The organism is Bacillus sp. FSL P4-0334 (assembly GCF_038004825.1).
In the GTDB taxonomy this organism is placed as follows: domain Bacteria; phylum Bacillota; class Bacilli; order Bacillales; family Bacillaceae; genus Bacillus; species Bacillus velezensis.
This window is the reverse complement of record NZ_JBBORX010000001.1, coordinates 3,921,252-3,940,825: the sequence shown is the minus strand read 5'-3', so window position 1 is coordinate 3,940,825 and position 19,574 is coordinate 3,921,252. Positions and strand designations below refer to the sequence as shown.

Here is a 19,574-nt window from a genome sequence, read left to right as displayed (position 1 = left end):
CCGACACGACTCACATTATGAATGTGATTTAGCATGGTAAAGTAATAAGAGTTGCAGTGAAACCCTATTCGAGTTCGATAATAATATCGATAGCAGAGGGTGTAGACTTATAAGTGATATCAAAGAAAAGATACCGATGCCTCAAGGTGGAATCAATTATGGACAACAAAGAATTTGGATACGTTAGAGTAAGCAGCAAAGAACAAAATGAAGCACGACAACTGGATAGTATGTATGCTCTTGGAAGTGATGAGCGTGATATTTATATCGATAAGCAAAGCGGGAAAGACGTCAATAGACCTCAATACCAAGCTTTGAAATTGCGTTTGCGTAAAGGAGATACGTATACATACATTCATTAGATAGGCTAGGTCGTAACAAAGAGATGATTTTAAACGAGTGGAAAGATATCACACAGAACATCGAAGCACATATTGTTGTAATTGATAAGCCATTGTTGGATACACGGAAATACAATGAATCCATCGGTTCTTTCGTGGCTGACTTGGTGTTACAGGTATTCTCGTGGGTTGCATCAGCATCGCAATAGGGACAGCATTCTTTGTTATCTCTCATGAAACCACTTCTTTAAATAAATACCTATACCTTTTAACATAGCAGATTTAAGTACAACTGTATTACCTCTTCAATAGGGTTTTTTTCTACTATATGAATGCTTGAACTGTACAGTATAAGCAAATATAATAGAAATTAAGTCAATCGGTCAAAGTTCGGAAAGTGACCGTTATACATGAACGTAACGATAGCGATATGTAAAGGATGAAGGCCGGATAGAGCAACGGCCTTCTAAGCCGTCGGTCGGGAGTTCGAATCTCTCCTGGGACGTATAAAAAACCTCAAGTCCTGACAATGGGTTTGAGGTTTTTTTGTATTTTATTTTTTATTTTACGAAACAAAAGTTCCGTATTTGATGAAAAATTGTAAAGTAATTTTAATATAAATGAAACTTAATGTAATATTTACCGTAATAAATATATGTATAAAGATACTTAAGGCGCCCTTGAGTGATAAATTATCTAATTTCTATCATGCATTTTGTCAATGAATGATAGAAAGACAGCAGGAGGAATTAGCTTTTGAAGTACGCATTTGCATATAAAAATCACAATATAGAAACGATCTTTTGCGGAAAAGACGAGCTGTTTGAGGAACTGAAGCAATTTTTAATCACTCAATGCGGTTTAATCATCGTTGAGGTTTCAAGGGCTGATTACTATACGGAGCAGGAAATGAATCAGTGGAATGACCGTTATACTCTGTGAATAAGAAAAGAAACCGGCCGTGGGAGGCCGGTTTTTGTATCATCTGAATCCGCTCGGAGCGCTGAAGCCCCCGGCATGGCCGCTGAAACCGCCCCCGAGCGCGCCGGGATGGGCCCCTGCGCCGAGGCTTCCGCCGACGTCACTGAAGGATTGGCCGTAGTACCCGGTTGTATAAGGGTACGGAACGAATTGCTGCCCGGCGAATGACAGCGTGCTTTGCGGGGTCTGCTGTCCGTATCCGGATGACGGGAATCCCTGCTGAAAAGAAGGGCCGCCTTGATATGGTGCTGTATGCATCGGGGCCGGAGGATAGTAAGACTGCGGCGGTAAGACCGGTAAAGGCGGAAATCCAGGAGGCAGGCCCTGCATGCCTGATAACATCTTATTCATGGCATCACTCATTTCTTACGAGATAAGAACAGTGTATGCGTATGTCTGTAGAAAGAGCCTGTTCAATCGAACGGAATATCTGACAAGCATGCCGGAAGGACAGAGAAAAATCGTGTAATAAAATGTGACATATTCGTATATGAACGGAAAAATTTCATGTAATCTTGAGAGATTAATAAAAAAATGATAAAAACTTTTAATATTTACAGATCCCTTTGTACCAGTAATGAAAGCGTATACAAAGTAGATTGATTAATCTAAATTGTCTAATAATTATAAAAATGCTGTTGACACTGTCTGCAAACGGGCGTAATATGAGTTCAAACAAAAATAAATAAATGATTCACGCTAAAAAGAAAAATCATAAAACACTGAAAAAACAAACAAATGAAGGTTCTTTTTTAATAAAAGAGCTGCCATAATAAAAAGCGCAGAAGAGGATAAGTAGCTTTGCTGAAGTTTTTCACAGAGAGCCGGTAACGCTGAGAGCCGGTAAAACAAATCAAAGTGAACTCCCCTCAGAGTGCCGGTCTGAAATGTAAAGAGTAGGACTCGGCCGAGTGAACACAATGTTTACTCGTTATCAAAACGGATAATCATTATCCATGAGACGGTCTGCATATGACCGTAAACAAGGGTGGTACCGCGGAAAGCAAAGCCTTTTCGCCCCTTTTGGCTATCGCATGAAATGCTTGGCTGAATGTGGGTGGGAAGGCTTTTTTATTTGCGTCAGCCGGCGCTGCGTTTTATGAATTGGATTTTAGAAAGGAACATTGAAAAGGAGGAACTGAAAATGGGCACAAATGTACAGGCGGATTCTTTGTCTGCCGAATGTACAAAAACAATGAACGGGGCTCTGATGCTGATTGAATCATTAAAGAAAGAAAATGTCGAGATGATCTTCGGCTATCCGGGGGGAGCCGTCCTTCCGATTTACGATAAACTGTATCAATCAGGATTGGTTCACATCCTGCCCCGCCACGAGCAAGGCGCGATTCATGCGGCAGAAGGGTATGCGAGAGTCTCCGGAAAGCCGGGGGTTGTGATTGCTACTTCCGGACCCGGAGCGACAAATTTAGTTACCGGTCTTGCGGATGCGATGATTGATTCATTGCCGCTCGTAGTGTTTACCGGTCAGGTGGCCACTTCGGTCATCGGCAGCGACGCTTTCCAGGAAGCCGACATTTTAGGAATTACGATGCCGATTACGAAACACAGCTACCAAGTCCGCCGTCCGGAAGATCTCCCCCGTGTGATTAAAGAGGCGTTCCATATTGCCACGACGGGAAGACCGGGCCCGGTATTAATTGATATACCGAAGGATGTCGCAGCATTTGAAGGAGAGTTCAGATATGATCACGAGATCAGCCTTCCGGGTTATCAGCCTGTAAAAGAGCCTAACTATCTGCAGATCCGAAAGCTCGTGGAAGCTGTCAGCAGTGCGAAAAAGCCGGTTATTTTAGCCGGAGCGGGTGTTTTGCACGGTAAAGCTTCAGAAGATTTAAAAAATTATGCTGAACAGCAGCAAATCCCGGTAGCGCACACGCTTCTCGGTCTGGGCGGTTTCCCGGCAGACCATCCTCTTTTTCTGGGAATGGCGGGGATGCACGGCACATACACAGCGAATATGGCGCTTTACCACTGTGATTTGTTGATCAGCATCGGAGCGCGGTTCGATGATCGTGTGACCGGAAATCTGAAGCATTTTGCAAAATCGGCCAAAGTAGCGCATATCGATATTGATCCTGCTGAAATCGGAAAAATTATCGAAACGCAGATTCCGGTGGTCGGCGACAGTAAAATCGTCCTTCAGGAATTATTGAAGCAAAACGGAAAACAGGGACAGACAGAGGAATGGAAACAGCAGCTTTCAGAATGGAAAGAAGAATATCCGCTTTGGTATACAGACAACAGAGAAGAGGGCTTGAAACCCCAAAAGCTGATTGAGTATATTCACCAATTCACAAACGGTGAGGCGATTGTGGCGACGGATGTCGGCCAGCACCAGATGTGGGCGGCTCAGTTTTATCCTTTCCGAAAGGCTGATAAGTGGGTTACCTCGGGGGGACTAGGCACAATGGGCTTCGGCCTTCCGGCGGCTATCGGAGCGCAGCTGGCCGATCGTAACGCCACGGTCGTTGCCATCCTCGGAGACGGCGGTTTTCAGATGACCCTTCAGGAATTAGATGTCATCCGGCAGCTGAATCTTCCTGTCAAAGTGGTTATCTTGAACAACGAATGTCTGGGCATGGTCAGACAGTGGCAGGAAATCTTCTATGAAGAGCGCTATTCTGAATCCAAATTCTCGGCGCAGCCTGACTTTGTCAAATTGTCAGAAGCCTACGGCATTAAAGGCGTCCGGATTTCATCGGAGGAAGAGGCGGAAGAAGAGCTTAAAAAGGCGCTTTCATCAAAAGAACCGGCCGTTATTGACGTCCGGGTCGCCAAAAGCGAGAAAGTATTCCCGATGATTGCGCCGGGTAAAGGACTTCATGAAATGGTGGGGGTGAAACCTTGAAACGCATTATCACATTAACGGTGGTCAACCGCTCGGGAGTATTAAACCGGATCACCGGCCTGTTTACAAAAAGACACTATAATATCGAAAGCATCACTGTAGGCCACACGGAAACAAGCGGTGTTTCAAGGATTACATTTGTCGTCCATGTGGAAGGCGAAAATGACGTAGAGCAGCTGACAAAGCAGCTTAACAAACAAATTGACGTCCTGAAAGTGACGGATATTACAAACCAATCGATTGTACAGCGTGAGCTGGCATTAATCAAAGTTGTTTCCGCACCGTCGGCCAGAACGGAAATCAATGGAATCATTGAGCCGTTCAGAGCTTCCGTCGTTGATGTCTCAAGAGACAGCGTCGTCGTTCAGGTTACCGGCGAATCTAATAAAATCGAAGCGCTCATAGAGCTGCTCAAACCTTACGGCATTAAAGAAATCGCGAGAACGGGCACAACGGCTTTTGCGAGGGGAACCCAGCAGAAGACGTCATCCAATAAAACAATTTCAATTGTATAACACAAAAAAGGGAGAGATTAAAATGGTAAAAGTATATTATAACGGTGATATCAAAGAGAACGTATTGGCAGGTAAAAAAGTAGCGATTATCGGTTACGGTTCACAAGGTCACGCACATGCGCTGAACTTAAAAGAAAGCGGAATTGATGTCATTGTCGGCGTCAGACAAGGAAAATCATTTACACAGGCCCAAGAAGACGGTCATCAAGTCTTTTCGGTAAGAGAAGCGGCTGCCCAGGCTGATATCATTATGGTTCTTCTTCCGGATGAACAGCAGCAAAAAGTATATGAAGCTGAAATCAAAGATGAATTGACGGCGGGCAAGTCATTAGTATTCGCACACGGATTTAACGTCCATTTCCATCAGATCGTGCCTCCTGCTGATGTGGATGTATTCCTTGTCGCCCCTAAAGGGCCTGGACACCTTGTCAGAAGAACATATGAACAAGGCGCGGGCGTACCGGCATTGTTTGCCATCTACCAGGATGTATCAGGCGAAGCGAAAGATACGGCTCTTGCTTATGCAAAAGGAATCGGCGGAGCGCGTGCGGGCGTTCTTGAAACAACATTTAAGGAAGAAACGGAAACGGATTTGTTCGGTGAGCAGGCTGTTCTGTGCGGAGGTTTAACGGCGCTTGTCAAAGCGGGTTTTGAAACGCTGACAGAAGCCGGCTACCAGCCTGAACTCGCATACTTCGAGTGTCTGCACGAACTGAAGCTGATCGTAGACTTGATGTATGAAGAAGGATTGGCGGGCATGAGATACTCTATCTCCGATACGGCTCAATGGGGAGATTTTGTCTCAGGGCCGCGCGTAGTCGATGCGAAGGTAAAAGAATCGATGAAACAAGTATTAACGGATATTCAAAACGGTACATTCGCGAAAGAATGGATCGTGGAAAACCAAGTGAACCGTCCTCGCTTCAATGCGATCAATGCAAGTGAAAACGAGCATCAGATTGAAAAGGTCGGCAGACAGCTTCGTGAAATGATGCCGTTTGTCAAACAAGGCAAAAAGAAGGAAGCGGTGGTCTCCGTTGCGCAAAATTAATGTTTTCGACACGACCCTTCGTGACGGTGAACAATCCCCCGGGGTCAACCTCAATTCCCGGGAGAAACTGGCGATAGCCAAGCAGCTTGAAAGACTCGGGGTGGACATTATTGAAGCGGGATTTCCCGCTTCATCCCGAGGTGATTTTTTAGCCGTGCAGGAAATCGCAAGAACGATTAAAAATTGTTCGGTAACAGGGCTTGCCCGATCTGTCAAAGGTGACATCGACGCAGCCTGGGAAGCGCTGAAAGACGGGGCCAGCCCGCGGATTCACATCTTTATCGCCACTTCTGACATTCATCTGAAGCATAAGCTGAAAATGACGCGGGAAGAGGTTAAGGAAAAAGCGGTTGCAATGGTGAAGTATGCAAAAGAACGCTTTCCGATCGTTCAATGGTCAGCAGAAGACGCATGCCGCACCGAACTTCCGTTTCTGGCTGAAATCGTTGAAGAAGTGATTGATGCCGGCGCGAGCGTCATCAACCTGCCGGACACTGTAGGTTACCTGACGCCGGCTGAATACGGAAACATCTTTAAATATATGAAGGAACACGTTCCGAATATCAGCCGGGTAAAGCTTTCAGCCCATTGCCACGATGATCTCGGAATGGCGGTTGCCAACTCGCTTTCGGCAATTGAGAACGGCGCTGATCAAATTGAATGCGCCATTAACGGCATAGGAGAAAGAGCCGGGAACGCCGCGCTAGAGGAAATCGCCGTTGCGCTTCATGTCAGAAATGACGCGCATCAAGCCGATTCATCTCTTAATCTTCATGAATTGAAGCGGACGAGTGATCTTGTCAGCAAACTGACGGGCATGGCCGTTCCCCGCAATAAAGCAATCGTCGGAGATAACGCTTTCGCACATGAGTCCGGCATTCACCAAGACGGTTTCCTGAAAGAAAAATCAACATATGAAATCATTTCACCGGAACTTGTCGGCGTGACTGCTGATGCGCTCGTACTCGGAAAGCATTCCGGGCGCCACGCGTTCAAAGACCGCCTGAATACGCTTGGATTCCAGTTTGATAGTGATGAAATCAATAAATATTTTACGATGTTTAAAGAACTGACCGAAAAGAAAAAAGAAATTACCGATGATGACCTGATTTCTCTTATTTTAGAAGAAAAAGTGACAGACAAAAAAATCGGCTATGAATTTTTGTCTCTGCAAGTGCATTACGGGACGTCTCAGGTGCCGACTGCAACAGTCTCTTTAAAAAATCAGGAAAACGAACAGCTGATGCAAGAGGCGGCAACGGGGGCGGGCAGCGTAGAAGCCGTTTATAATACGCTCGGGCGCTGCATCGATAAAAATATTGAACTGACAGACTACCGCATCCAATCCAACCGGAAAGGCGAAGACGCGCTGGCTCAAGTTTTTGTCAGAGTGACCGTGAACGGAAAAGAAACATCAGGGCGGGGAATCGCGCAGGATGTTCTGGAAGCTTCTGCTAAAGCTTATCTGAACGCCGTGAACCGGCAGCTGGTGCTGGATTGCAATTTAGACGGATTAAAGAGACAGACTGCGGTCGGCTCGTAATAGAAAGGAGAACGTTTGATTTGAAAAAACGCATTGCTTTGCTTCCCGGTGACGGAATCGGACCGGAAGTGGCGGAATCAGCGGCAGATGTATTGAAAAGCGTTGCCGAACAATTCGGACATGAATTTGAATTTGAAAACGGACTGATCGGGGGAGCGGCTATTGACGCCCATCAAAACCCCCTTCCTGAGGAGACGGTGGCTCTTTGTGAAAAATCCGACGCCATCCTGCTCGGGGCAGTCGGCGGGCCGAAATGGGACCAAAATCCTCCGGAGCTCAGACCGGAAAAAGGCCTGCTCGGCATCAGAAAAAAACTCGGCCTGTTTGCCAATCTGCGTCCCGTGACCGTATTTGAAAGCTTGTCTGAGGCGTCTCCGCTGAAAAAAGAATATATCAGCGGCGTCGACTTTGTAATCGTCAGGGAACTGACGGGCGGCCTCTACTTCGGAGAACCGAGCAGACAGTATGTCAATGAAGCGGGAGAAAAGGAAGCGGTCGATACCCTTTTTTATAAGAAAGAAGAAATCGCACGCGCTGTCAGAGAAGCCTTTAAGATGGCTGCCGGCAGAAAAGGAAAAGTGACGTCCGTTGATAAGGCGAATGTGCTTTCATCAAGCAGGCTGTGGCGTGAAACAGCGGATGAAATCGCAAAAGAATTTCCTGATGTGACGCTTGAACATATGCTTGTCGATAATGCCGCGATGCAGCTCATCTACGCTCCGAGCCAGTTTGACGTCATGGTAACTGAGAATATGTTCGGCGATATTTTAAGCGATGAAGCCTCCATGCTGACAGGCTCGCTCGGCATGCTGCCGTCAGCCAGTTTATCAAGTTCAGGTCTTCACTTGTTTGAACCCGTGCATGGATCTGCGCCTGACATCGCCGGTAAAGGGATGGCCAATCCGTTTGCGGCGATTTTATCTGCGGCGATGCTTTTGAGAACATCTTTCGGGCTTGAAAACGAAGCTCAGGCGGTGGAAAAGGCGGTCGCAAAGGTGCTTGCAGACGGCAGCCGTACACGTGATATCGCCCGGGACGGCCAATATGCCGGAACGCATGACATTACTGAAAAAGTAAAAGCCGCATTAGCCGGCTCGAATACAAAATCTATAGTGTGACGCTTTAAAGAAAGCGGTCTTAGTTCATAGGTAGAGGGAGGAAACAAAGATGATGCCTCGAACAATCATCGAAAAGATTTGGGATCGGCATGTTGTAAAAAGCGGTGAAGGAAAACCCGACCTTCTCTATATTGATTTGCACCTAATTCATGAGGTGACGTCTCCTCAGGCGTTTGAAGGGTTAAGACAGAAGGGGAGAAAGGTCAGACGGCCGCAGAATACATTCGCGACGATGGACCACAATATTCCGACCGTCAACCGTTTTGACATTAAAGATGAAGTCGCAAAGCGCCAAGTAACCGCGCTTGAACGGAATTGTGAGGAGTTTGGCGTCCGTCTTGCGGATCTTCACAGCGCAGACCAGGGGATCGTTCACGTAGTCGGGCCTGAGCTTGGTCTGACACTACCGGGGAAAACGATCGTTTGCGGAGACAGCCATACATCGACTCACGGTGCATTCGGGGCGCTTGCCTTCGGTATCGGCACAAGTGAGGTGGAACATGTTCTTTCCACTCAGACATTGTGGCAGCAGCGGCCGAAAACGCTTGAAATCCGCGTTGACGGAACGCTCCAAAAAGGAGTGACCGCGAAGGATGTCATCTTGTCGGTCATCGGAAAATACGGGGTGAAATTCGGTACCGGATATGTCATTGAATACACCGGGGAAGTATTCAGAAACATGTCTATGGACGAACGCATGACGGTCTGCAATATGTCAATAGAAGCGGGAGCGCGGGCGGGACTGATCGCTCCGGATGACACGACGATTGAATATTGTAAAAACCGTAAATACGCGCCAAAAGGCGAGGAATTTGAAAAAGCCGCCGCAGAATGGAAAGCGTTAAAAACCGATCCGGGCGCCGTATACGATCATTCCATCGTGTTAGACGGCAGCGAGATTTCTCCAATGGTAACATGGGGCGTCAATCCCGGCATGGTTCTTCCGGTCGATGCCCAAATACCGGCGCCGGAAACGATTGATTCTGAAGACGGTAAAAAAGAAGCCATCCGCGCGTACGAATACATGGGAATCTCACCGAATCAAAAAATTGAAGATATTAAAGTCGAGCATGTGTTTATCGGCTCCTGTACAAATTCGCGGATGACCGATCTTCGCCAGGCTGCGGATATGATCAAAGGCCGAAAAGTCGCTGACAGCGTCAGAGCCATTGTGGTCCCGGGTTCTCAAAGCGTGAAACAGCAGGCCGAGGAAGAAGGGCTGCACCGCGTGTTTCTCGAGGCCGGATTTGAATGGAGAGAATCAGGCTGCAGCATGTGCCTCAGTATGAACAATGATGTCGTGCCTGAAGGGGAACGATGCGCTTCCACTTCCAACCGCAACTTCGAAGGCAGACAGGGAAAAGGCGCGAGAACACACCTTGTCAGTCCGGCGATGGCGGCAATGGCAGCCATTCACGGGCATTTCGTCGATGTAAGAAAGTTTTATCAAGAAAAAACAGTTGTGTAAGGAGTGCGCGAAAAGATGGAACCTTTAAAAACACATACGGGAAAAGCGGCCGTCTTAAACCGGATCAACGTCGATACGGACCAGATTATTCCGAAACAGTTTTTGAAAAGAATTGAAAGAACCGGATACGGCAGATTCGCGTTTTTTGATTGGAGATACCTTGAGAACGGTGAGCCTGATCCTGAATTTGAATTAAACCGCAAAGTCTATGAAGGCGCGTCCATATTAATTGCCGGAGAGAATTTCGGCTGCGGATCATCCCGTGAGCACGCTCCTTGGGCGCTGGATGATTACGGCTTCAAAATCATTATTGCTCCGTCATTTGCCGATATTTTTCATCAAAACTGTTTTAAAAACGGTATGCTTCCCATCCGTATGCCGTATGATCAGTGGAAAAAACTCGCCGGTCAATATGAAAATCAGTCTCTTAACATGACGGTTGACTTGGAAAACCAGCTCATTCACGACAGTGAAGGAAAAGAGATTTCATTTGAAGTCGATCCGCACTGGAAGGAAATGCTGATTAACGGCTATGATGAAATTTCATTAACGCTTCTGCTGGAAGACGACATACAGCAGTTTGAATCGAAAAGAAGTTCATGGCTTCAAGCCTGAAAAAAGCCGACCGGCATCTGTCCGGCGGCTTTTTTTACCGTGCGCACCATCCTTTCTTGTGTTTCCTGACGCGTGTTGATACACTTGAAAAAAATAGCGCCTGAAAGGAAATAAAGTATGACGCATGACAAGAAAAAAGCTGATATCATTCCTTTCCCCCGTCTGAAAGAACGCTTGGTTGATAAAGGGATGGCCGCCATGAAGGATAAACAGTATCAGGAGGCCCTCGAACTGTTCTCAGAGGCGGTAAGCCACGGCGATACCGAGTCCGACGTACATTTAGGCATGGCGATTTGTTTTCTGGAACTCGGGGAATTGGAAGAAGCAAAACAAGTTTGCGAGAAAATGCTGAATGAAGGGTACGGCCATTATTTCACCGTACTGCAGGTGTACATGACCATTTTAATTCAGCTGAAACAATATGAAGAAGTCAAAAGCACAATTGAAGCTGTGCTGGAAGAAAACCAGCTGCCCGCAGAAAGTGCGGAGCAATTCTACCGGCTGCTCGAATTCAGCCGCAAAATGACCGATCCCGACCAGCAGGATGAAGCGTGGGAGGAGGAATACGAGGACATTCTTGATGCGGAAAAAGTGCTGAACAGCCCCGCTGAACAAATGAATCTGATTCATTCTCTCAAAGACCGCAATATTGCAAAATACACGGGTCTCTTAAAAACGATTCTTCAAGATCCGGGCGCACATCCGCTTATCAAAACGATGATTTTGACGCTGATGGCGGAGCACGACTACAGCAAGCCGGTCCATATTACAAAATTCGGCGATTCAATGACCGCGGTTCCGAGTGAAACGGTTCAGCCTGATGCGGCTCCGATTTTGCATCGCGTTCTCCGGGTGCTTGATGAAACGCTCGGCAATGAAAACCCTACATTATACGCTGCCGTCGAGGAGCTGTGGAGAAGGCATCTGTACGTCCTGCACCCTTTTATGCCGAAGTTTTTGAACGCAGATTTATGGGCGGCGGCGCTTCATAAGGTCGGTTACGAGATGCACGGCATTGACATTGAGCCGGAGGAACTTCATATGATGTACGAGTTTGACAGCCGCGAACTTGAAGAAGCCTGCACGATGATTAAGGATATTGAAGAAATTTCTTATTTGTAAATCACACCATATAGTTGAAAGCGGTAGGCGTTATGTTATAATATAGTGGTTGTATTTATGTATAGCGGTTTAACTGAAATGAGAATTACGGTTGGACAGGCTGCCAGTTCATTACATAATGATTCTGATTCAAAGCGGTTTTTTCTTTGACAAAGCCGCGGATTGCTTTAGAATGGAAGACCGACACAACCTGAATAGATTTTTGGAGGGAAACACATGTCTGTAAAATGGGAAAAACAAGAAGGCAACGAAGGCGTATTAACGGTTGAAGTTGATGCGGATACGTTCAAAACAGCTCTTGATGATGCATTTAAAAAAGTAGTAAAACAGGTTTCTATTCCTGGATTCCGCAAAGGGAAAGTTCCCCGCGGTTTATTCGAACAGCGTTTCGGCGTTGAAGCTCTTTACCAGGATGCTTTAGATATTTTACTTCCTGTAGAATACCCTAAAGCGGTTGAAGAAGCCGGCATTGAACCTGTAGACCGCCCTGAAATCGATGTTGAAAAAATCGAAAAAGGCGAAAGCTTGATTTTCACTGCAAAAGTGACTGTAAAACCGGAAGTGAAACTTGGCGACTACAAAGGCTTAGGAATCGAAAAAGATGACACTGCCGTTACTGACGAAGATGTACAAAACGAACTTAAAGCGCTTCAAGAGCGTCAGGCTGAGCTTGTCGTGAAAGAAGAAGGCGCTGTTGAAAACGGCGATACAGTCGTTCTTGACTTCGAAGGTTTCGTTGACGGCGAAGCGTTTGAAGGCGGAAAAGCTGAGAACTACTCACTTGAAGTAGGATCAGGTTCATTCATCCCGGGCTTCGAAGAGCAGTTAACAGGCCTTGAAGCAGGCGCTGAAAAGGATGTTGAAGTAACATTCCCTGAAGAGTACCACGCTGAAGAGCTTGCCGGAAAACCAGCTGTTTTCAAAGTGAAAATTCATGAAATCAAAGCGAAAGAGCTTCCTGAGCTTAACGACGAATTCGCAAAAGACATTGACGAAGAAGTTGAAACGCTTGCTGAATTAACTGAGAAAACAAAAAAACGCCTTGAAGAAGCAAAAGAAAACGAAGCTGACGCTAAATTGCGTGAAGAGCTTGTTCTGAAAGCATCTGAAAACGCTGAAGCTGATGTTCCTCAAGCGATGATCGACACTGAGCTTGACCGCATGCTGAAAGAATTCGAACAGCGTCTGCAAATGCAAGGCATGAACCTTGAGCTTTACACTCAATTCTCAGGCCAAGACGAAAACGCGTTAAAAGAGCAAATGAAAGAAGATGCCGCAAAACGCGTAAAATCAAACCTGACTCTTGAAGCGATCGCTCAAGCGGAAAACCTTGAAGTAACGGACGAAGAAGTTGAAGCTGAGCTGACTAAAATGGCTGAAGCTTACAACATGCCGGTTGAAAACATTAAGCAGGCAATCGGTTCAACTGACGCGATGAAAGAAGATTTAAAAGTTCGAAAAGCAATTGATTTTCTTGTAGAAAACCGTTAATATGGTTCATAATAATAGACATAATAAAACAGGGCGCGATTAATTCGTGCCTTGTTTTGTACAATTATGATATAACTCTTTTTCTTGGGGCAAGATAGTCATTGCCGGGCTGTTTTTCGTCATACATATAGAATGTGCAAGTGCGAAACACATTGTTACCGTCTTACTGGAAAGTATGGTAAAATGCAATACATACTCGATCGTAGCAAGAACCGTTTTCTTTTGCCCTTCAGGTAAAAGAAAAAGTGAGACAAGATTAAGGGGTGAAAGAATGTTTAAATTCAACGAGGAAAAAGGACAATTGAAATGCTCGTTCTGCGGAAAAACGCAAGATCAGGTTCGTAAGCTGGTTGCAGGACCGGGTGTATATATATGCGACGAATGTATTGAGCTCTGTACAGAAATCGTAGAGGAAGAGCTTGGTACAGAAGAAGAAGTCGAATTTAAAGACGTTCCGAAGCCGCAGGAAATCCGTGAGATTCTGAATGAATATGTCATCGGACAGGATCAGGCGAAGAAATCACTTGCGGTTGCGGTATACAACCACTACAAACGCATCAATTCCAACAGTAAAGTGGATGATGTCGAGCTTTCTAAAAGTAATATTTCTTTAATCGGACCGACTGGAAGCGGGAAAACACTTCTTGCCCAGACGCTTGCGCGTATTCTGAACGTGCCGTTTGCGATCGCGGACGCTACATCTCTGACTGAAGCCGGATATGTCGGTGAGGACGTGGAAAACATCCTCCTCAAGCTGATTCAGGCAGCAGACTATGATGTGGAAAAAGCAGAAAAAGGCATTATTTATATCGATGAAATCGATAAAGTAGCGCGAAAATCTGAAAACCCGTCCATTACACGCGACGTATCAGGCGAAGGCGTTCAGCAGGCGCTGCTGAAAATTCTTGAAGGAACGGTTGCAAGCGTGCCGCCTCAAGGAGGACGCAAACATCCTCATCAGGAATTCATCCAGATCGATACGACGAACATTCTGTTCATTTGCGGCGGTGCATTTGACGGCATTGAACAAATCATCAAACGCCGTCTCGGACAAAAAGTCATCGGCTTCGGCTCAGATAATAAAGCGGCGGACCTGGAAAAAGAAGAACTGCTTTCTAAAGTTCTTCCTGAAGACTTGCTCCGTTTCGGTCTGATTCCTGAATTCATCGGCCGTCTTCCTGTCATTGCAAGCCTTGAGCAGCTTGACGAAACGGCACTGGTTGAAATTCTGACTAAACCGAAAAACGCACTCGTCAAACAATACAAGAAAATGTTAGAACTTGATGATGTCGAGCTTGAATTTGAAGACGAGGCATTATCTGAAATTGCGAAAAAAGCGATCGAGCGTAAAACAGGCGCACGCGGCCTGCGTTCTATCATTGAAGGCATCATGCTTGACGTCATGTTTGATCTGCCGTCCCGCGATGATATTGAAAAATGTGTCATTACCGGAGCGACAGTCGCAGACGGTGAAGCACCGCGTCTTGTATTAAAAGACGGCACAGTTATCGGCCAAGATAAAACATCAGCATAACATGACAAAACCTCCTGACTCGAATCGATCAGGAGGTTTTTTTCTTGTCCTGACCCTTCTGAAAATGTTTATTCCGGGCTTTGCTGGGAGATACTAGCGGACAGAGGAATGAATTGGATACATAAATCGTTTTTTCAGGAGGGACCAGCATGAGTTGGACAGGGATCGCATTATTTGTACAGCTGTTTTTCGGGATAGTCATCGGATTATATTTTTGGAATCTGCTCAAAAACCAGCGTACACAAAAAGTGACGATAGATAAAGAATCAAAAAAAGAAATGGAACAGCTGCGCAAAATGCGCGCCATCAGTTTATCAGAACCTTTATCAGAAAAGGTGCGGCCGAAAAGCTTTCAGGACATTGTCGGCCAGGAAGACGGAATTAAAGCGTTAAAAGCAGCGCTTTGCGGACCGAACCCGCAGCACGTCATTATTTACGGTCCTCCGGGAGTCGGTAAAACGGCTGCGGCGCGGCTGGTATTGGAAGAAGCGAAAAAACATAAACAGTCACCGTTTCAAAAGCAGGCTGTTTTTGTTGAACTTGATGCGACGACCGCGCGGTTTGATGAACGGGGGATTGCCGATCCGCTTATCGGTTCAGTGCATGATCCCATTTATCAGGGAGCGGGTGCGATGGGCCAAGCAGGCATTCCGCAGCCGAAACAGGGGGCTGTGACCCATGCTCACGGCGGGGTATTGTTTATTGATGAAATCGGCGAGCTTCACCCGATTCAGATGAATAAAATGCTGAAGGTGCTTGAAGATCGAAAAGTATTTTTAGACAGTGCGTATTACAGTGAAGAAAATACGCAAATACCGAATCACATTCATGATATTTTTCAAAATGGGCTTCCGGCAGATTTCCGTTTGATCGGAGCCACAACGAGAATGCCGAATGAAATTCCGCCGGCCATCCGTTCGCGCTGCCTTGAAGTGTTTTTCCGCGAGCTGGAAAAGGATGAACTTAAAATCGTTGCGAAAAAAGCAGCCGACAAAATTCAGAAAGAGATTTCTGACGAAGCTCTCAGTGTGCTGACCACATATACGAGAAACGGACGTGAAGCCGTCAATATGATCCAGATCGCCGCCGGCATGGCGGTGACTGAGGACAGAAAAGAAATTACGACAGAAGATATAGAATGGGTTGTTCATTCCAGTCAGCTTACACCTAAAAATGAGCAGAAAATCGCCGATGAACCGCAAGTCGGCATCGTGAACGGACTTGCCGTCTACGGGCCGAACAGCGGCGCATTGCTGGAAATCGAAGTGAATGTCACACCTGCGCAGGACAAAGGAAGCCTGAATATCACGGGAATTGCAGAGGAAGAAAGCATCGGCAGCCAATCGAAGTCGATCCGCCGCAAAAGCATGGCGAAGGGATCTGTAGAAAATGTTCTGACGGTTCTGCGCACAATGGGCATCAAACCTTCAGACTATGACATTCACGTCAATTTTCCGGGCGGAGGCCCGATTGACGGACCTTCAGCAGGTATCGCGATGGCCGCGGGGATTTTTTCCGCGATTCACCGCATCCCGATCGACCATACGGTGGCGATGACGGGAGAAATCAGCCTGACGGGGCTTGTCAAACCGATCGGCGGCGTCATTCCGAAAATTAAAGCCGCAAAACAGGCCGGAGCAAAAACGGTCATTATCCCATATGAAAATCAGCAGTCCATTCTGAAACGAATAGACGGAATCACCATTAAAGCGGTAAAAACGTTCCAGGAAGTGCTGGACGTCATATTGGTTGACCCTCCTTCAGAACAAAAACCGTTTGATATCCAAATGAATAAAGAATCCGTATAAACCCCATTTTTATAATGGGGTTTTTTTATGGAGGACATCTTTTCCTTTTTCAGAACAGAAAGAAAGGGTATACTACGAAGAGACTGTTTTATATACAGGGCAGGCGGATAAGCCGATTAAAGCCCGATCCCGGAATTGTACAACGATGAAAAAGTTGTATTATAATGGTTCATACTAAAGTCACGGAGGTGTCAGTCACATGGCAGAAGATACAAAACGCAGCATCCCGCTCCTCCCTTTAAGAGGCTTATTGGTATACCCGACAATGGTTTTACATTTAGATGTAGGCCGTGACAAGTCGGTTCAGGCTCTTGAACAGGCAATGATGCATGATCATATGATTTTTTTAGCCACTCAGCAGGATATTTCGATAGACGAACCGGGTGAAGAGGATATTTTCGCCGTCGGCACTTATACAAAAATTAAACAGATGCTGAAGCTGCCCAACGGTACGATCAGAGTGCTTGTAGAAGGAATTCAGCGGGCGCAGATCCTTGAATACACCGAGCTCGAAGATTATACTTCGGTCGATATACAGCTGATGCATGAGGATGATTCAAAAGACGTGGAAGACGAAGCGCTTATGCGGACGCTGCTGGACCATTTTGACCAGTACATAAAAATTTCTAAAAAAATCTCCGCAGAAACGTATGCGGCTGTGACTGATATTGAAGAGCCCGGCAGAATGGCGGATATCGTCGCTTCTCATCTCCCGCTGAAATTAAAGGACAAGCAGGACATTTTAGAAACGGCGGATATTAAAGAACGTCTGAATAAGGTCATCCGTTCCATTCATAATGAAAAAGAAGTGCTGGAGATTGAGAAAAAAATCGGTCAGCGCGTCAAACGTTCGATGGAACGCACTCAAAAGGAATACTACTTGCGTGAACAGATGAAAGCCATTCAGAAGGAGCTTGGCGACAAAGAAGGAAAAACCGGCGAAGTTCAGTCGCTCACGGAAAAGATAGAAGAAGCAGGCATGCCTGAGCGTGTCAAAGAAACGGCGCTTAAGGAATTAAGCCGTTACGAAAAAGTGCCGTCAAGCTCAGCGGAAAGCTCTGTTATCCGCAACTATATTGACTGGCTCATCGCCCTTCCGTGGTCGGATGAAACAGAAGATAAACTTGATATTAAAAAAGCCGGGGAAATCTTAGATAAAGAGCACCACGGCTTAGAGAAAGTGAAAGAGCGGATTTTGGAGTATTTGGCCGTGAAACAGCTGACGAAAACGCTGAAAGGGCCGATTCTTTGTCTGGCCGGACCTCCGGGAGTCGGTAAAACATCTCTTGCAAAATCAATCAGTACGAGCATGGGGCGCCGTTTTGTGAGAATTTCACTGGGCGGAGTGCGCGATGAGTCTGAAATCCGCGGGCACCGGCGTACATACGTCGGAGCGATGCCGGGCCGTATTATACAGGGGATGAAAAAAGCCGGTAAACAAAATCCGGTCTTTCTCCTCGATGAGATCGACAAAATGTCGTCTGATTTCAGAGGCGATCCGTCTTCGGCGATGCTTGAGGTGCTGGATCCGGAACAAAACAGCACATTCAGCGACCACTATATTGAAGAGACGTTCGATTTATCGAAAGTGCTGTTTATCGCGACTGCGAATAACCTTGCTTCCATCCCGGGCCCTCTCAGAGACAGAATGGAGATTATCAGCCTGTCAGGCTACACTGAAAACGAAAAGCTGGAGATCGTGAAGGACCACCTGCTTCCGAAACAAATCAAAGAGCACGGGCTCACAAAGAGCAACCTGCAGATTCGGGACCAGGCGATTACGGACATCATCCGCTACTACACGAGGGAAGCCGGCGTGAGAACGCTTGAACGCCAGATTGCCGCCATTTGCCGAAAGGCTGCAAAAGCCATTGTGTCTGAGGAGAGAAAACGCATTACCGTTACAGAGAAAAATCTGGCCGACTATCTCGGAAAACGGATATTCAGATACGGACAGGCGGAAACCGAAGATCAAATCGGGGTTGTCACGGGGCTTGCGTATACGACGGTCGGCGGAGATACGCTGTCAATCGAAGTGTCATTGTCACCGGGAAAAGGAAAGCTGATTCTGACCGGGAAGCTTGGAGATGTCATGCGGGAATCAGCACAGGCCGCTTTCAGTTATGTCCGCTCGAAAGCGGAACAGTTCGGAATCGACCCGAAATTCCATGAGAAGTATGACATTCATATCCATGTCCCTGAAGGAGCGGTGCCGAAAGACGGCCCTTCTGCCGGAATTACGATGGCCACGGCGCTCGTTTCAGCATTAACGGACCGTGCGGTAAAACGCGAAGTCGGTATGACGGGAGAAATTACGCTGCGGGGCCGCGTGCTTCCGATCGGCGGACTGAAAGAAAAGGCGCTCGGCGCGCACAGAGCGGGCCTGACCACTATTATTGCGCCTAAAGATAACGAAAAAGATATAGAGGATATTCCAGAAAGCGTCAGAGAAGGACTGAAGTTTATATTCGTTTCTCACCTGGATGACGTTTTGGAACATGCCTTAGTAGGAGAGAAGAAATGAAAGTCACAAAGTCAGAAATCGTGATCAGCGCGGTCAAACCCGAACAGTACCCTGATGGGGGGCTTCCGGAAATCGCGCTGGCGGGAAGATCAAATGTAGGAAAGTCATCTTTTATCAATTCATTAATCAATCGGAAAAACTTGGCCAGAACGTCATCAAAACCGGGGAAAACACAGACCCTAAACTTTTACATCATCAATGATGAATTGCATTTTGTCGACGTTCCCGGGTACGGATTTGCGAAAGTTTCCAAAAGCGAGCGGGAAGCATGGGGGAGAATGATTGAAACCTATATGACGACCCGCGAAGAGCTGAAAGCCTGCGTGCAGATTGTCGACCTCAGGCACGCGCCGTCTGCTGAAGACGTGAACATGTATGAATTCCTGAAGTATTACGGCATTCCCGTCATCGTTATCGCGACAAAAGCGGATAAGATTCCAAAAGGAAAATGGGACAAGCACTTAAAGGTTGTCAAACAGACGCTTGATATGGATCCTGAAGATGAGCTGATTTTATTTTCCTCTGAAACGAAAAAAGGCAAAGATGAAGCATGGGGAGCCATTAAAAAAATGATCAGCCGGTAATGAAAAACCC

The 19,574-nt window shown here is 46.5% G+C and carries 15 protein-coding genes, 1 pseudogene and 1 other annotated feature; of the genes and pseudogenes, 15 read left to right on the top strand and 1 reads right to left on the bottom strand.

What is annotated here, in order from left to right; genetic code table 11:
* Window positions 1-158: 158 nt before the first annotated feature.
* A pseudogene (locus NSQ37_RS19835) lies at window positions 159-535 on the top strand (recombinase family protein); the annotation flags it as partial.
* Window positions 536-1,097: 562 nt separating this feature from the next.
* Entirely contained in the window at window positions 1,098-1,283 is a 186-nt protein-coding gene (locus NSQ37_RS19830; RefSeq protein ID WP_007408136.1) for a hypothetical protein, read from the top strand.
* A gap of 39 nt (window positions 1,284-1,322) precedes the next feature.
* Here the strand turns inward: NSQ37_RS19830 and NSQ37_RS19825 are convergent, their stop codons facing one another.
* Window positions 1,323-1,673, bottom strand: a complete 351-nt coding sequence (locus tag NSQ37_RS19825) for a hypothetical protein (protein WP_015417942.1) — start codon at window positions 1,671-1,673, stop codon at window positions 1,323-1,325.
* A gap of 422 nt (window positions 1,674-2,095) precedes the next feature.
* Window positions 2,096-2,347: a binding site (T-box leader), on the top strand.
* A gap of 119 nt (window positions 2,348-2,466) precedes the next feature.
* On the opposite strand from NSQ37_RS19825, the gene ilvB reads away from it, so the two are divergent.
* The 13 genes from ilvB (at window position 2,467) to yihA (ending at window position 19,564) form a co-directional block, all read left to right on the top strand.
* The gene (gene ilvB / locus NSQ37_RS19820; protein ID WP_032866714.1) at window positions 2,467-4,191 is read left to right on the top strand and encodes an acetolactate synthase large subunit; all 1,725 of its coding nucleotides are present in this window, start codon (window positions 2,467-2,469) and stop codon (window positions 4,189-4,191) included.
* Complete coding sequence (gene ilvN / locus NSQ37_RS19815; RefSeq protein WP_012118120.1) at window positions 4,188-4,706, top strand: acetolactate synthase small subunit; 519 nt, start codon at window positions 4,188-4,190, stop codon at window positions 4,704-4,706. Before ilvB ends, ilvN begins: the two co-directional genes overlap by 4 nt.
* 22 nt (window positions 4,707-4,728) lie before the next feature.
* Window positions 4,729-5,757 carry a ketol-acid reductoisomerase gene (gene ilvC / locus NSQ37_RS19810; RefSeq protein WP_007408142.1) on the top strand — a complete coding sequence of 343 codons (1,029 nt, stop codon included), beginning with the start codon at window positions 4,729-4,731 and terminating at the stop codon, window positions 5,755-5,757.
* Window positions 5,744-7,300, top strand: a complete 1,557-nt coding sequence (locus tag NSQ37_RS19805) for a 2-isopropylmalate synthase (RefSeq protein ID WP_253612819.1) — start codon at window positions 5,744-5,746, stop codon at window positions 7,298-7,300. Before ilvC ends, NSQ37_RS19805 begins: the two co-directional genes overlap by 14 nt.
* 20 nt (window positions 7,301-7,320) lie before the next feature.
* Window positions 7,321-8,418: a 3-isopropylmalate dehydrogenase gene (leuB, locus tag NSQ37_RS19800; protein ID WP_341124559.1), complete on the top strand. Its 1,098-nt coding sequence runs from the start codon at window positions 7,321-7,323 to the stop codon at window positions 8,416-8,418.
* 49 nt (window positions 8,419-8,467) lie between these two features.
* Window positions 8,468-9,886, top strand: a complete 1,419-nt coding sequence (gene leuC, locus NSQ37_RS19795; protein WP_007408145.1) for a 3-isopropylmalate dehydratase large subunit — start codon at window positions 8,468-8,470, stop codon at window positions 9,884-9,886.
* 15 nt (window positions 9,887-9,901) lie between these two features.
* Window positions 9,902-10,501: a 3-isopropylmalate dehydratase small subunit gene (gene leuD / locus NSQ37_RS19790; RefSeq protein ID WP_007408146.1), complete on the top strand. Its 600-nt coding sequence runs from the start codon at window positions 9,902-9,904 to the stop codon at window positions 10,499-10,501.
* Window positions 10,502-10,618: 117 nt separating this feature from the next.
* Entirely contained in the window at window positions 10,619-11,623 is a 1,005-nt protein-coding gene (ddcA, locus tag NSQ37_RS19785; protein WP_012118117.1) for a DNA damage checkpoint antagonist DdcA, read from the top strand.
* A gap of 216 nt (window positions 11,624-11,839) precedes the next feature.
* Window positions 11,840-13,114, top strand: a complete 1,275-nt coding sequence (gene tig, locus NSQ37_RS19780; RefSeq protein ID WP_003152618.1) for a trigger factor — start codon at window positions 11,840-11,842, stop codon at window positions 13,112-13,114.
* Between the two features lie 271 nt (window positions 13,115-13,385).
* Window positions 13,386-14,648 (top strand): ATP-dependent protease ATP-binding subunit ClpX, encoded by a 1,263-nt coding sequence (gene clpX / locus NSQ37_RS19775; RefSeq protein WP_341124557.1) that lies wholly within the window; start codon window positions 13,386-13,388, stop codon window positions 14,646-14,648.
* Between the two features lie 149 nt (window positions 14,649-14,797).
* Complete coding sequence (lonB, locus tag NSQ37_RS19770; RefSeq protein WP_012118116.1) at window positions 14,798-16,456, top strand: ATP-dependent protease LonB; 1,659 nt, start codon at window positions 14,798-14,800, stop codon at window positions 16,454-16,456.
* Window positions 16,457-16,655: 199 nt separating this feature from the next.
* Window positions 16,656-18,980, top strand: coding sequence for an endopeptidase La (lon, locus tag NSQ37_RS19765; protein WP_007612896.1), 2,325 nt, complete (start codon window positions 16,656-16,658; stop codon window positions 18,978-18,980).
* The gene (yihA, locus tag NSQ37_RS19760) at window positions 18,977-19,564 is read left to right on the top strand and encodes a ribosome biogenesis GTP-binding protein YihA/YsxC (protein WP_003152626.1); all 588 of its coding nucleotides are present in this window, start codon (window positions 18,977-18,979) and stop codon (window positions 19,562-19,564) included. Before lon ends, yihA begins: the two co-directional genes overlap by 4 nt.
* Window positions 19,565-19,574 lie beyond the last annotated feature (10 nt).